The organism is Actibacterium mucosum KCTC 23349, from assembly GCF_000647975.1.
In the GTDB taxonomy this organism is placed as follows: Bacteria; Pseudomonadota; Alphaproteobacteria; order Rhodobacterales; family Rhodobacteraceae; genus Actibacterium; species Actibacterium mucosum.
Map to the genome: position 1 here is coordinate 22,874 of NZ_JFKE01000008.1, position 14,844 is coordinate 37,717.

Genomic DNA, 14,844 nt, shown 5'->3' on the forward strand with positions numbered 1-14,844 from the left:
CGCCTGCCCCAACCAAAGGACACGAGCATTCATGGATATCAGGTTGGATGGCATTGGCCATTCCTATGACGATTTCGAGGTGATGCGCGACATCACGCTGGACATCCCGTCCGGGCAGATTGTCTGTATCGTCGGCCCGTCGGGCTGCGGCAAATCCACACTTCTGCGCTTTATCGGCGGGCTGGAACGGCCGCAGATTGGCCGCGTGTTACAGGTGGGCGACGTGCCGGCGGGCTGTCTGAACCCGCTTACCTATATCTTTCAGGATTTTGCCCTGCTGCCGTGGCGCAGCGTGTCGGGCAATATCTCGCTTGTGCTGGAAGATCACGGCATCCGGGGCGAGGCCGCCAAGGCGATCATTGCCGATGTTCTGGACCGTACCAAGCTGTCGGATTTTGCCCGCGCCCTGCCGAAACAGCTGTCGGGCGGGATGAAACAGCGGGTCGCCATCGCCCGTGCGCTGGCGGTGAACCCCGCCGTGATGCTGATGGACGAGCCGCTGTCGGCGCTGGATGCGCAGACGCGGGAATTGCTGATGGATGACCTTGTGGCGTTGTGGCAACGTCAGCCCTTTACCTCGGTCTATGTCACCCACAACCTGCAAGAGGCGGTGCGCCTTGGCCATCGCATCGTGGTGCTGTCGCGCCGTCCGGGCCGTATCCGCGAGGTGATCGAGATCGACACCCCGATTTCGGAACGCAGTTGGGGCGACAAGGTCTGTCAGGCCAAACATGACCAATTGTGGAAGCTGATGCGCGACGAGGCCCGCGCCGCCGATGCGGAGTTGTTGCATGTCTGACAACCCACGCACCCCCGACAGCAAAGCCGTGGCTTTTCGCGGTGGCGGGTTTGCCCCGAAACCGCGCCGATGGGTCGGCGTCCTTGTCTTTGTCCTGCTGATTGCAATTGCCGAATGGGGCACGCGGACCGGGTGGATCTCGGCGCTGACATTGCCGCGCCCGTCCGATGTTCTGGACACTTTCAGACAGCTATACGAAAGCGGGCTGTTGTTTCAGCATCTGGCGCCCTCGCTCAGCCGTCTGGTTGTGGGGGCCATTATCGGCGTCAGCATCGGGATCAGCGTCGGCGTATTGATCGGGTTGTTCTCCTATATCCGCTCGGGCCTTGTTCCCTTGGTCGCGGCCATCTTCCCGATCCCGAAAATCGCGCTGTTGCCGCTGTTCGTGATCTGGTTCGGCATTGGCGAAGGTTCCAAATACGCGCTGATCGCCTTTGGCACCTTCACCCCCACCGTGGTGGCCACCTATGGCGCGGTCGACAACGTAGACCGCACGCTGATCCGCATGGGGCAAAGCTTTGGCCTGTCATGGTGGTCGATCGTGCGCAAGATCGTGTTGCCCGGCGCGATGCCCGGCATCCTGTCGGGTCTGCGCATTTCACTGGCCATCGCCATTATCCTGCTGGTCGCGGCCGAAATGCTGGGTGCGGAATACGGCATCGGGGCCTATATCCTGGAGGCCGGCTCGCTTTATGATCTGGAGAGGCTTTTCGCCGGGGTTGTCATCCTGTCGCTGCTGGGCGTCATCGTCAGTGCGATCATCGGGGTCATCGAACGCCAGTTGCTGGGGTGGCGCACGTAACGCTATAACCCGTTTACGGGAACCTTCAGCATCGGCACACCACTGTCGTCCTGCGGAATTTCACCGGCGCGCATGTTCACCTGCAAGGACGGGATGATCAGCTTGGGCATGGCCAGCTGCGCGTCGCGCTCGGTGCGAAACTTTACGAATTCCTCGCGGGTCTTGCCGCCCCCAACATGGATGTTGTCCGCTTTCTGCTGGCCGATCGTGGTTTCCCAGGCGATGGCGCGCCCGTTGGGGCCATAGTCATGACAGATGAACAGGCGCATCGCGTCGGGCAGGGTCAGCACCCGCTGAATGCTGTCGTACAGCGCGCCGGCGTCGCCGCCCGGAAAGTCAGCGCGGGCTGAGCCGCCATCAGGCATGAACAGCGTGTCACCGGCAAATGCCGCATCGCCGATCACATGCACCATGCAGGCCGGCGTATGTCCCGGCGTGGCGATGGCAAAACCGGTCATGTTTCCAATCTGATACGTGTCGCCATCTTCGAACAGGGCATCAAATTGCGAGCCGTCGCGCTGAAACGCGGTGCCTTCGTTGAAGACCTTGCCAAAGGTCTCCTGCACCTCGACGATCCGGGCGCCAACGCCGATTTTTCCGCCCAGCTTGTCCTGAATATAGGGCGCCGCCGACAGGTGGTCGGCATGCACATGCGTCTCGATGATCCATTGCAGCGTCAGCCCGCGTTCGCGAACGGCCGCGATCAGGCGGTCTGCGCTGTCATAGGTTATGCGCCCGGCGGCATAGTCGATGTCCAGCACACTGTCGATAATGGCGCAGGCGCCGGTGCCGGGGTCGGCCACGATGTAAGAGATCGTGTTGCTGGCCTCGTCAAAGAAACCCTCAACCGCGGGGCTTGTGCCCATGTCCAGTGCGGCGAAGCCCATGATCGTTCTCCTCCGGTAGCAATGCGTGTTGGCGGGGCCGCGGCGCCGCCCGTGTTCGGTTTGCCGGAAGGATAGCACGAACCACGGCAGGTCCAGCGCGAAATCTTGGCAAGGCCAAACTGCTCAGCGCGCAGCCTGGGCCGTTGCGGGTTTCTGGCTGCTGGGCGACAGGCCAAACTTGCGCGAATACTCGCGACTGAACTGCGTGGGGCTTTCATAGCCAACCTCGTATGCGGTCGACGCAACGGACATCTTGCCGGTCAGCAGCAGCCGCCGCGCCTCAAGCAGGCGCAGTTCCTTTTGGTATTGCAACGGTGTCGTGGCGGTCACCAATTTGAAGTGCTCATGGAACGCCGAAAGGCTCATCCCCGTCTCGGCCGCCAGATCGGCAACCGGGATCGTGGCCTTGTAGTTGGCGCGGATGGTGGACAGCGTTTTGGAGATCCGACTGGCGGGGCTGTCCAGTTCCATCAATTGCCGCAGCATCCCGCCATGGCGCTGACGCAGCAGGCGGAAATGGATCTCGCGCAGGACAAGCGGGGCCAGCGCGCGCGCTTCTACCGGGTCGGTCGAGATTTGGAACAGGCGCGCAACGGCGTCCACAAGCGCCATGTCGGCGGCATCCACGTCCAGCGCATGCGAGGCTTCGAGGTCTTGCGCGACACTGTCGATCTCGCCGATCAGCGTGCGCAGCAACGCCGTATCCAGCAACAGTACCAGCGCGACATAGGGCATTTCGGCGCTCGCCTCGACCACCGCGGCCTCTACCGGCACCGCGTGGCTGACAATCAGAGTGTCGCCGGCGCTGTAACGGATCATGCGGTCGCCGAACTGCGCCTCTTTTGATCCTTGCAGCACCAGAACCATGATCGGTTCGTAAATCTGCGCCGTGCAGTCGGTTACCTGCTGGTTGGCCACGGCATAGAACCCCTCGACCCCCAACGGGCATCCGACGTCCAGCGCGCCCTGCGCCGCCACATGGTCGAAAACGTCCTGAATCAGATTTTCGGGCACCATCGCAACCCCTCCTTGTCCAACAAACATAAGCAAATCGGTGCGCAGGAAAATGCCTAACCGTCACGCGGTGGAGAATTGGGCAGATGATTTGGAGGATAAGGCAAGGGGATATGACATCGGAATGCTAGCTTGGATTCAGGCGGTTTCCTGCCGGTGATGGCGCGTAAGTAACGGGCTGTACGGCGGTTCATGGAAATCGGCTAAACTGCGCGTGTCCCAAGGTCTGCCCGGAATTGCGGTCACGTGCCATCGATCCAAAGGGGACGCGGTTGCGCCGAATGACATTGCCATTACCAACCGCCCTGAAAGATCACCGTTGCCCCAGACGGGACCAAGAAACAACGAACACCAGCCAATAGGGAGATCCCTCAGCCATGGCAATCACGCTGAAACTGAACGGCAAGACCCACACGGTGAATGCCGAACCCGGCACCCCGCTTTTGTGGGTGATCCGTGACGAACTGAAACTGACCGGCACCAAGTTTGGGTGCGGGGTGGCGTCGTGCGGGGCCTGCACCGTGCATATGAACGGCGAGCCTGTCCGGTCGTGCCAGACCTATATCGAAGATGTCGAAGACGCCGAGATCACGACGATCGAGGTGATGGAAGAGGACAAGATCGGTGCCGCTGTTCAACAAGCATGGCTGGAACTGGACGTTGTTCAGTGTGGCTATTGCCAGTCGGGTCAGATCATGAACGCCGTGGGCCTGCTGCGTGAAAACGCCAAACCCTCGGTCGAGGAAATCGACGAATACATGTACGGCAACGCCTGCCGCTGCGCCACCTATCAGCGTATCCGCGCCGGTGTTCAGCGCGCCGCAGAGATCCTGGAGGCTTAAGTCATGACCACGACAATGTCCCGCCGCGGATTCCTGAAATCCGCCGCCACCACCACCGCGTTTCTTTATGTCGGTGCCAGCGCCCAGGGCGCGGCCGCGGCCGCAGGTTCGGCCGACGCGATGTTGACGCCGTTCGTCAAGATCGACAGCGACGGCAATATCTTTGCCATCGTCAAGCACTTCGAAAAAGGGCAGGGGCCTGCCACGGGTCTGACCTCGCTGATTGCCGAAGAGCTGGGCGTGACCATGGATCAGATCGGTTACGAGTTTGCCCCGTCAAATCCGGCGCTTTACGCCAACACGTTCTTTGGGGGTTTTCAGGGCACGGGCGGATCAACCGCCATGGCGAACTCGTTCATGCAATACCGTCAGGCCGGCGCCAATGCGCGCGAGATGCTGATCAAGGCCGCCGCCGCCGAATGGGGCGTGGATGCCGGCGCTCTGGACATTCAGGAAGGCATGGTTACGGGGGCCGGTAAATCTGCGCCGCTGGGTGACTTTGTTGCCGGCGCAGCCGAATTTGCGCCGTCTGAAAACCCGCGTCTGCGTGAGCCGTCGGAATGGAAGATCATCGGCAACCCGGCAACCCGCCGCAAAGACAGCCCGATCAAGGTGAACGGCAAGGCGCAATTCGCCATGGACCTGCACCTGCCCAACCAGATGGTCGCCATGATCGCCCGCCCGGAATCGCGCGGCGGCGTGGTGGTGTCGTTCGACGACACCGATGCGCAGACGATCAAGGGCTTCATCATGGCGCAGACCCTGCCGAACAATGCCGGCGTCGTGGTTTATGCCGAAGACACATGGGCCGCGATCCAGGCGCGCGATATGCTGAGCGTGGAATGGGACATGTCCGGGGCCGAGGCGCGCTCTTCGCAGGAAATCCGCGACGAGATCCTGACCGCCCTGAACGCCGCGCCGACCTATAACGTCAACAAGGCCGATCAGGCTGCGGTGAAGGCCGCCGTTGATGGCGCGGCGCAGGTGGTGGAAAAGACCTTCTACTTCCCCCTTCTGGCCCACGCCCCGATGGAGCCGCTGAACTGCACCATCGAACAGACCGCCGAAGGTAAGATTGTGTTGCATGATGGGTGTCAGGCGCCCACCGGGCCCCACATGGCCTATCAGCAGATCTTTGGTCTGCCGGCTGAGATGATCGAGATCAACACGATGCTGGCGGGGGGCTCGTTCGGGCGCCGCGCCACACCGGATGCCGACTATCAGGTCGAGGCCGCGCTGGCCTTTATCATGACTGATCGTTCGCGCCCGGTGAAACTGGTCTGGACGCGCGAGGATGACATTCGCGGCGGTTACTACCGGCCCGCGGCAGGTCACAAGGTGCGCATTGGTCTGGACGAAAGTGGCAAGATCGTCGGCTGGGACCATCACGTCGCCGCACAGTCGATCATGAAAGGCACGCCGTTCGAAGCCATGGCCGTGCAGGAAGGGATAGACCATTCGTCGGTCGAAGGCACGGCAGACGGGCCCTATATGATCCCGTCCATGTCGCTGGGTCTGACCGACACGCAAAAGGCCACATCGCTGCTGTGGTGGCGGTCGGTCGGGCACACGCACACGGCCTATGTAATGGAGGTCATGATGGACATGGCTGCCAAGGCTGCGGGCAAGGATCCGGTCGCGTTCCGCCTCGAATACCTGCAGGGCGAAAAGGATCAGGCGCGCAAGGCTGGCGTTCTGAAACTGGCGGCCGAGAAGGGCAATTGGGGCAACCCCGCGCCGGGCAATGTGCAAGGCATAGCTGTGCATAAATCCTTCGGCTCCTACGTGGCTGAAGTGGTCGAGATTTCGGGCAACCTGGATGACGGCATCCGGATCGAGAAAGTCACCGCCGCCGTGGATTGCGGTATCGCGGTCAACCCCGACGTCATCAAGGCCCAGATCGAAGGCGGTATCGGGTACGGGATCGGCCACGCCATGCGCGACCAGATCACGTTGGCCGACGGCGCGGTGGAGCAGTACAACTTCCCCGATTACGAGCCGCTGCGCATCTCGGACATTCAGGCGATCGAGACCCATATCGTCGCCTCGACCGAAGCGCCCACAGGTATCGGCGAGCCCGGTACGCCGCCATCGGCCCCGGCATTGGCCAACGCGATCGCACAGCTTGACCTGCGCGTGGCCGAGCTGCCGATGACGGAAAACGGCGTCTACTTCGCATAAGACCGGCCCCAAAAACACGTTCAACCCACCGCGTTCTGCGCGGTGGGTTTCTTTTTGTGCGGCTTGTCGCAAAAGGTCGACAAACCGCCACTAAACCGGCCGGCATGACCCGTATTGTTCCGTTCCCCCTTGCCCTTATTGTCACCGTTCTGACGACCCATCCCGCAGGGGCAGATCCGGTTGGCGCCGCGTTGTTTCAACAAAACTGTGCCCGCTGCCACGGTGCCGAAGGCGCGGGAGGCGACGCGGCCGAGCCAGACATTCGCGGCGCAGGTGTGACGGCCCTCAGTCGCGCCTTTGGCGGTCTTAACCGTATGCCATCATTTGCTTTTTCTGAAAGTCAGGTGCGCGCGCTTGCCGAATATCTGTCCACCGTGGCGGACTGAACCGGGCAAAGGGCAGCACCTTTTTGCCGACGCGTTGCGCGGCAGGCGAATGTAACAGAAACCTTCAAACAACCGTTGCAGAACTGTGATCTTGGCCTCGCAAAAGGGCCGGGCAGGCTCCAGCGATTTGCCGTAGCCAGACCTGTTCACATTGGAGATGTTCGATGAACACCAAGCGCTTTTCCCTCGCCGCCGTTTTGCTCAGCTCGACCTGTTTCGTGTCGGCTGCGGCTGCCGAAACCCTGACCCGCGTGGCCACCGTACCGCTGAAAGCCGAGATTACCGGCATGTACGAGTTCGGCAACGACCTGTTCTTCAACATTCAGCACCCCGACGCAGACCTGGGCAACACCTATGCCAAAGCTTCGGTTGGCGTGATTTCGAACGTTAACTGGAACGCCGGCGAACTGGCCGCCCCGACCGATGCCGCTGGCAAAGCTGACGTTCTGTCGACCCTGGGCGACTTCCAGGTGCTGCTGCAGGAAGGTGACGCAGGCAAAATCGGTGTGATCCAGTCGGTTGCCGGCGAAGACCTGATCGTATCGAACGACCCCGACTTTAACGCGTTCCTGCCCACCGGCGACAACACCGGCTACCTGTTCACCAACTGGGAAAACCGCCCCGGTGGCATGTCGCGCGCCCTGCTGAACCGCGCCGAAGACGGCAGCTGGAGCGTTGATATGGACGCCACCGACATGATCGACTTCTCGTCGGTCAATGGGACCTGGGTGAACTGCTTTGGCACCATGTCGCCGTGGAACACTCCGCTGACCTCGGAAGAGCTGTATTTCGACAATACCGCTGACTGGAACAACGCCGAGTACAAGTATATCGAAGATAACCTGCTGCTGGCCAAATACCTGGGCGAAGACAAGTACCCGAACCCCTATGACTATGGCTATATCGTCGAGATCACCGATCCCGCCGGTTCGGCAACCCCGGTCAAGCACTTCACCATGGGCCGTTTCAGCCACGAGAACTCGGTTGTGATGCCGGACGAGAAAACCGCTTACCTGTCGGATGACGGTACGGATGTTGTTTTCTACAAGTTCGTTGCTGACACCGCTGGCGACCTGTCGTCGGGCACCCTGTTTGCCGCCAAGATGACGCAAGAAGCTGCCTTCGGTTCGGATGCTGCCACCACCGCCTTCAACATCTCGTGGATCGAACTGGCCCACGGCACCAACGACGAGATCGGCGCCTGGATCCGCGACTATGACGGCATCGGCATGGATGCCTATGTTGCTGGCGAAACCAGCTACATCTCGGACGAGGACGTTCTGGAATGGGCCCGCGGCGAAGCTGCTGACAACCGCGTTGCCTTCCTGGAATCGCGCAAAGCCGCTGTTGCCAAGGGCGCAACCGCCGAGTTCCGCAAGATGGAAGGCGTGAACATCAGCGCTGCTGCCATCGAGAACGGCTTCCCCTTCATGTACATGGCCATGTCGGAAATCTCCAAGGGCATGTCGGATGACGAAGGCGACATCTCGGTTACCGAAAACAAGTGTGGTGTTGTTTACGAAATGCGTCTGGACGCCAACTTCAACGTGTCGCGCATGAGCCCGGTTGTTGCTGGCCACGGCTACAACAAAGAGAACGAAGCAAACGCTTGCCCGGTCGACTCGATCTCGAACCCGGACAACCTGATCGTTCTGGCTGACGGTGCCGTCGTGATCGGCGAAGACACCAGCAAACACGAAAACAACGCAATGTGGATCTGGCGCAAGTAAGCGTCTGAATTCAGAGCTTGGGAAAGGGGCCTTCGGGCCCCTTTTCGATACCAGAGATTATATCCAAGTATTTTTGTCGGATATATTGTCTGACAATTTTACTTGGGTTAATTGTTCGGCAAGGCCAGATTACGGCCCCAGCCAGGTCCAGGCGCTTCAAAAGGCGCGGTGGGCGGTTCAAAACTTGCAACTTTGCTGAACGGGACAGCGTGAAAATGAAAAGAACTCTTGTAACTTTCGCCATGACGGCCGCAGTGACCGGACCGGCCCTTGCCGCCGACAAAGCCGCCGTCACCCAGACCTATGCCGACATTGCCCTGGCCGGGTACGAAGACAGCCTGACCTTGGCCAAGGCGCTTAAATCCGCCGTCGACGCGCTGGTCGCCGCCCCGTCGGACGCCACGCTGGAGGCCGCCAAAACCGCTTGGCTGGCTGCCCGTGTGCCTTATCAGCAGACCGAGGCGTTTCGTTTTGGCAACCCTTCGGTGGACGACTGGGAAGGCAAAGTGAATGCCTGGCCGCTGGACGAAGGGTTGATTGACTACGTCGATCCGCTCTTTGGCGGCAACGACGAAAACCCGTTCGCACTGGCCAATATCATCGCGAACCCGACGCTTGAATTGTCGGGTAAGGTGCTGGACGCCACCACCATCACCCCCGCCGTTTTGCAGGATCTGCACGAGTTTGACGGGATCGAGGCCAATGTTGCAACCGGGTACCACGCCATCGAATTTCTGCTTTGGGGTCAAGACCTTAACGGCACGGATGCCGGAGCTGGCAACCGTCCGGCTTCGGATTTCGACGTTACAGATTGCACCGGCGGACATTGTGATCGTCGCGGGCAGTACCTGACCGCAGCCACTGATCTGCTGATTGCCGATCTGATGGATGCCGTCGCGCTGTGGTCCGCCGGCGGACAGGCCCGCGTTGATCTGGCTGCAGGCGACCCGCTGGTCATGGCCTTCACCGGCCTTGGATCGCTCAGCTATGGCGAACAGGCGGGCGAGCGGATGAAACTTGGCCTGCTGCTGCACGACCCCGAGGAAGAGCATGATTGCTTCTCGGACAACACCCATAACAGCCACTATTATGACGGTCTGGGCGTCCGAAACGTCTATACCGGCCGATATGTGCGCATTGATGGTTCCGTGGTCGAGGGGCCGTCGCTTTATGACTTCGTCGCCGAACGCGACGCAGCTTTGGCCGACAACCTGTTGGCTGACATGGACCGCACCATGATTGCGCTGGGCGCAATCAAGTCGACGGCCGAAGCTGGCACCGCCTACGATCAGATGCTGGCCGCTGGAAATGAGGCAGGTAACGCTTTGATCCAAAACGCAATTGAGGCGTTGGTGGCCCAGACCCGCAATATCGAACGCGCGGTACAGGTGGCGGGGCTGAAAGGTGTGACCGTCGAGGGGTCGGACTCGCTGGACAACGTTTCGGCGGTGTTCGAGTAAGCCCTCATGACGACAACGCGCAACACCGTAATCTTGGCCGCGGCTTTCTGGTCTTGCGCGTTGCCATTGCATGCCAACGGGTGGGGGGAGCCCCACCTGTCGATCATTCCCCGCACCGAGGCCGAGGCCGCGCGGATTGCCGCCGTGACGGCCCCGACGACCCGGTTTGATGCACCCGAACCCTTTGAAACCCACCCGGCGGGTAAGGCCACCAAGTTTGACGCCCTGAACCGCAATGCGTTCTCTTTCGCCAGTGCGAATATGTCGTTCGAGCGCGAGCTGGACTTCAAGGTCGGGAACGGTTTCTTCCGCAAGCTTTGGGTGACGGCTCCTGCGTCGACCGTCAGCAGCGACGGGTTGGGCCCGATCTACAACGCCCGCGCTTGTCAGCGTTGCCATATAAAAGACGGGCGCGGTCATCCGCCCGAGGACGGTGATGACGCGGGTGTGTCAATGTTCCTGCGCGTGTCGATCCCTGACGAGGTCAGCGGGCTGAACGCCGAGGCGTTGAGCTATCTGGCAAACGTGCCTGAGCCGACTTATGGCACGCAGATACAAGACAAGTCGATCGCAGGTGTCCCGGCCGAGGGGCGCATGCAGGTCACCTATGAACCCGAGGTGGTCACCTTGGGTGACGGTACGCAGGTGACCCTGCGCAAACCCACGTATCAACTGGGCGATCCGGCTTATGGCCCCCTGCATCCACAGGCGCGCCTCAGCCCGCGCGTGGCGCCGCAGATGATCGGGCTGGGCCTGCTGGAAGCTATCCCCGAAGCTGACATCATGGCCCTTGCCGACCCGGAAGATGCCAATGGCGATGGGATCTCGGGCAAAGCAAACCGCGTCTGGTCAGAGGAATACCAGCAATGGATGCTGGGGCGGTTCGGTCTGAAGGCGGGTGCGCCGACAATCCGTGCGCAATCTGCCGGTGCGTTCAGCGGCGATATGGGCCTGTCGACCCCGCTGCATCCGGACGCTTGGGGCGAATGCTCGGCCGTGCAGACCGATTGTCGGGCTGCGCCCGATGGCAGCGACGCGCCTGAACATGTTGAGGTTTCGGCGCAGGTACTGGACCTGGTCACCTTCTATTCGCGCAATCTGGCCGTTCCGGCCCGCCGTGATCTGGACGCGCCGCAAGTTTTGCGGGGCAAACAGCTTTTTTCTGATGCGGGCTGCCAGTCCTGCCACCGGCCGAAATTTGTGACCCACCGCCTGACGGATCAACCCGAGCAGAGCTTTCAGTTGATCTGGCCCTATACCGATATGCTGTTGCACGATATGGGGGAAGGGCTGGCCGACAACCGCCGCGAATGGCTGGCTGATGGCCGCGAATGGCGCACGCCGCCTCTTTGGGGAATCGGGATGACAAAAACGGTCAGCGAGCACAGCTTTTTCCTGCATGACGGCCGCGCGCGCAACATGTTGGAGGCCATCCTGTGGCACGGAGGCGAGGCCGAGGCCGCCCGCGAAACCGTGCGACAGATGCCTGCCGTTGATCGTGCTGCACTGATCGCCTTTCTGGAGTCGCTTTGAATGATCCGCGCCATTGTTTTGCTGATGTCCCTGCTTTTGGTCCTGCCGGTCAAGGCACAGACCGGCACGGAAATATCCAAGGAACTGGGCCTGCCTTATTGGGCGCCGGGCCGCGGTGAGGTAGATCACGACGCGCTGCGTCGCCGTTCACTGAACGTGTTAGAGCGGCAATACAGCGCCTTTGTTGTAGCAAGCGAAGAGCTGCACGACAGCGCTATAGCCTATTGCGACGCCGACGCGCCGCGTGAGGACGTGGTGACAGCGTTTCGCGCCGCTTGGTTGGCATGGGCGCCGTTGGACAGCTATCAATTTGGCCCGGTCGAGTTCAACGGCGCGGTACTGTCGGTCAATTTCTGGCCAGACAAGAAGAACTTTACAGGCCGCGCATTGGCCGGGCTTCTGAAACAACCCCTGCAATCGCAAAGGGACCCGGCCACGATTGCGGCGGCCTCGGCCGCAGTACAGGGGCTGCCCGCGATAGAAATGCTGCTGTTCACCGAGGCACCTGAATGCCCGGCAATAACCGGCGTCTCGGGCTTTCTGGCCCAGATGGCCCAGCGGCTTTACGATGATTGGTTCGGCCCCGACGGCTGGGCCGATCTGGCGCGTGCTGCGGGCCCCGACAATCCGGTTTACTTGTCTGCAGAAGAGTTCACGAAGACGCTGTATACCGCGCTTGATTTTGGGCTGATCCGGATATCCGAACAAAGGCTGGGCCGCCCGTTGGGTACGTTTGATCGCAGCTTTCCAACCCGCGCCGAGGCTTGGCGGTCCGGCCTGAGCAACGCGATTATCGGCGCGCAGCTGGACGGTGTGGCGGCGATGATCCGCGAGGGTTTTGCCGGCGACATCCGCGACCCGGACCGGGCCTGGGTCCTGAAGGTTATCGGCCAAACTCAAACCCGACTGGACCGCGTTGCGTTGCCCATTTCCGATGCCGTTGCAGATCCCGTATCCCGCGTCCGGGTGGAAGTTCTGAAGCAAAAGGTCGACGCGCTGCGCCTTTCGCTGGCCGAGGACATTGGGCCCGGATTAGGTGTCGATACCGGGTTCAGCCCGGCGGATGGCGACTGACATGCGGCGGCGCGGGTTCCTTGCAGGCGCGGTTGCCAGCGTTGTGGCGCAACCAACCTGGGCCAATGCCGGGTCGCCTGCGTTGCTATCTGCGCTGAACGATACCAATAACAATGCGTGGCTGGTTGGCTTGACGCGCTCTGGCACGGTGACCTTCCGTTTGCCGATTCCGGGCCGTGGACACGCGGCGGCGGCTCATCCGTCGCGTCCTGTCGCCGTTGCGTTTGCCCGCCGTCCCGGGCGTTTCGCCGTCGTCATCGACTGTGCCGAAGGTGTCGAAGCCGCGCGTTTGAGCGCGCCAGAAGGTCGCCATTTCTATGGCCATGGCGCGTTCACCGAAGATGGCCGATACCTTCTGACCACAGAAAACGCGTTTGACGACGGTCAAGGCCGCATTGGCGTTTGGGATGCCGGCGACAGGTTCAAACGGTTGGATGACCTTCCGTCCGGCGGTGTGGGCCCCCATGAAATTCTGCGCCTGCCCAATGGAGGTTTCGCGGTCGCCAACGGCGGGATTCAAACCCACCCCAACAGCGGTCGCACACGGCTGAACGTGCCAACCATGCGCACCAATCTTGCGTTTCTGGACCCATGGGGCGCAATCTCGAATGTGGTCGAAGCCCCTGATACCCAGAGGCAGAACTCCATCCGTCATATCGATGCAGATGCAGTCGGGCGCATTGCCATCGCACTTCAATGGCAGGGCGACCCGCGAAAGCGCGCCCCGGTGGCAGCGATGCTCAATGAGCAGGGCCTGACCTATCTCGAACATCCGGCCACGATGCGGCTCAAGCATTATGGCGGCTCCGTCGCGATCGCCGGAAATGGTCAGAGCTTCTTTGTGACCGGTCCGAAAGGCGACAGCGTTCTGTCGTTTGACATGGACAGCGGCGCGCCACTTGCGGCCTATGACATGCCGTTGGCCAGCGGTGTCGCGACCTTTGGGTCGGGCGTCGCAATCAGCTCAAGCTCGGGTATTGCCGCGATGACGGCAGAGGCAAAAACCCAACTTGCGGGCAAGGTCGACGGCGTCTGGGACAATCACCTCGTGCGCCTGTAACAGCCCTTACATCCCGCGGGATGACAGCACCATCAACCGCACATGTCGTCGCCAACGCTGAATGCCTGTACCGGCCGGTTGTGCGAACACGGTACGGTTACTGGTGCGCAGCCGTCCGTCGTTGCTTTTGACCGGCAATATCTTTGGCGATCAGTTGCTTATAAAGCGCACGTATGCGGGTCATCACCGGCCGATCACCGCTTCCCACGACCTTGCCATCAATGCTTGCGACAGGTGTCTGCGCGCCGAATGTGCCGGTCAGGAACGCTTCGTCTGCACTATAAGCTTCGTAGAGCGAATAGTTCTTTTCCCGCACAGGAATACCGTTGTCTCGACACAGATCGATGACCTTCTGACGGGTCACACCGTTCATGCAATAGTCGCCGGTCGACGTCCAAACCTCGTCCTTTCTGACGATGAAAAAATTGCAGGCGTTTGTTGTGTTTACGAACCCGTGCGGGTCCAGCATCAGGGCCTCGTCCGCCCCGGCTTGTTCGGCCTGCAGGCACGCGATCACGCAATTCAGCTTGGAATGGCTGTTGAACTTGGCATCCTGGGAATGGGGCAGGCCGCGGACTTGCGGCACGCTGGCAAGACGAATGCCTTTTTCGGCCAGGTGCTCGGCCGGTTTGGAATGCTCCAAGATCGCGACGATGGTCGGCCCGGACCGGCTGAGCGAAGGGTGCTGAAACGGTTTCACCTTGCGTCCGCGTGTGATCATCAGACGGCAATGCGCGTCGCCGGTCATGCCGTTGGCCTTGGCTGTTGCGTCCAGAAGATCGCGAATATCGTCCGGCGTTTCGTCGATTTCCAGCGACACGGCCTTCAACGAATTGAACAGCCGGTCCATGTGGTCGTCGAAAAACGCCCATTCGCCATCGTAAAGCCGCATGCCTTCCCACATGCCGTCGCCCAGCATGAAGCCACTGTCGTAAACCGACACCACGGCCTCGTCCTTGTGGACAAGCGCGCCGTTGACCCAGATCTTCAAATCGGCATTGCGCGGATCGTCTTCGGCGTCGTGCGTGGTGGGGGCGTTTTCGGTTGTCATGGGGGGCCTCGGGCGTGCGATGGTT

The 14,844-nt window shown here is 61.1% G+C and carries 13 protein-coding genes; 10 read left to right on the top strand and 3 right to left on the bottom strand.

What is annotated here, in order from left to right:
- Positions 1-31: 31 nt before the first annotated feature.
- Both ACMU_RS16125 and ACMU_RS16130 read left to right on the top strand, forming a co-directional pair.
- Positions 32-799, top strand: a complete 768-nt coding sequence (locus ACMU_RS16125) for an ABC transporter ATP-binding protein (protein WP_035261624.1) — start codon at positions 32-34, stop codon at positions 797-799.
- Positions 792-1,601, top strand: coding sequence for an ABC transporter permease (locus ACMU_RS16130; protein WP_035261626.1), 810 nt, complete (start codon positions 792-794; stop codon positions 1,599-1,601). The genes ACMU_RS16125 and ACMU_RS16130 overlap by 8 nt, the downstream gene beginning before the upstream one ends.
- Positions 1,602-1,603: 2 nt before the next feature.
- Here the strand turns inward: ACMU_RS16130 and ACMU_RS16135 are convergent, their stop codons facing one another.
- On the bottom strand, positions 1,604-2,488 hold the full coding sequence (locus ACMU_RS16135) for an MBL fold metallo-hydrolase (protein WP_081805566.1): 885 nt from the start codon (positions 2,486-2,488) through the stop codon (positions 1,604-1,606).
- Positions 2,489-2,611: 123 nt separating this feature from the next.
- On the bottom strand, positions 2,612-3,505 hold the full coding sequence (locus tag ACMU_RS16140; protein WP_035261791.1) for an AraC family transcriptional regulator: 894 nt from the start codon (positions 3,503-3,505) through the stop codon (positions 2,612-2,614).
- 374 nt (positions 3,506-3,879) lie between these two features.
- On the opposite strand from ACMU_RS16140, the gene ACMU_RS16145 reads away from it, so the two are divergent.
- From ACMU_RS16145 to ACMU_RS16180, 8 genes are all read left to right on the top strand, one after another.
- Positions 3,880-4,344, top strand: a complete 465-nt coding sequence (locus ACMU_RS16145; protein WP_035261629.1) for a (2Fe-2S)-binding protein — start codon at positions 3,880-3,882, stop codon at positions 4,342-4,344.
- 3 nt (positions 4,345-4,347) lie between these two features.
- Entirely contained in the window at positions 4,348-6,525 is a 2,178-nt protein-coding gene (locus ACMU_RS16150; protein ID WP_035261632.1) for a xanthine dehydrogenase family protein molybdopterin-binding subunit, read from the top strand.
- Positions 6,526-6,629: 104 nt separating this feature from the next.
- Positions 6,630-6,911 (top strand): c-type cytochrome, encoded by a 282-nt coding sequence (locus tag ACMU_RS16155; protein ID WP_035261635.1) that lies wholly within the window; start codon positions 6,630-6,632, stop codon positions 6,909-6,911.
- 164 nt (positions 6,912-7,075) lie between these two features.
- Positions 7,076-8,641 (top strand): PhoX family protein, encoded by a 1,566-nt coding sequence (locus ACMU_RS16160; RefSeq protein ID WP_035261637.1) that lies wholly within the window; start codon positions 7,076-7,078, stop codon positions 8,639-8,641.
- Positions 8,642-8,856: 215 nt separating this feature from the next.
- Positions 8,857-10,101 carry an imelysin family protein gene (locus ACMU_RS16165; RefSeq protein WP_035261639.1) on the top strand — a complete coding sequence of 415 codons (1,245 nt, stop codon included), beginning with the start codon at positions 8,857-8,859 and terminating at the stop codon, positions 10,099-10,101.
- A gap of 6 nt (positions 10,102-10,107) precedes the next feature.
- Positions 10,108-11,634 (top strand): di-heme oxidoreductase family protein, encoded by a 1,527-nt coding sequence (locus tag ACMU_RS16170; RefSeq protein WP_035261640.1) that lies wholly within the window; start codon positions 10,108-10,110, stop codon positions 11,632-11,634.
- Positions 11,635-12,708, top strand: a complete 1,074-nt coding sequence (locus tag ACMU_RS16175; protein ID WP_035261642.1) for an imelysin family protein — start codon at positions 11,635-11,637, stop codon at positions 12,706-12,708.
- On the top strand, positions 12,698-13,768 hold the full coding sequence (locus ACMU_RS16180; RefSeq protein WP_081805567.1) for a DUF1513 domain-containing protein: 1,071 nt from the start codon (positions 12,698-12,700) through the stop codon (positions 13,766-13,768). Before ACMU_RS16175 ends, ACMU_RS16180 begins: the two co-directional genes overlap by 11 nt.
- A gap of 97 nt (positions 13,769-13,865) precedes the next feature.
- On the opposite strand, the gene ACMU_RS16185 is transcribed toward ACMU_RS16180, so the two are convergent.
- Entirely contained in the window at positions 13,866-14,819 is a 954-nt protein-coding gene (locus tag ACMU_RS16185) for an aminotransferase class IV (protein ID WP_035261648.1), read from the bottom strand.
- Positions 14,820-14,844: the final 25 nt, after the last annotated feature.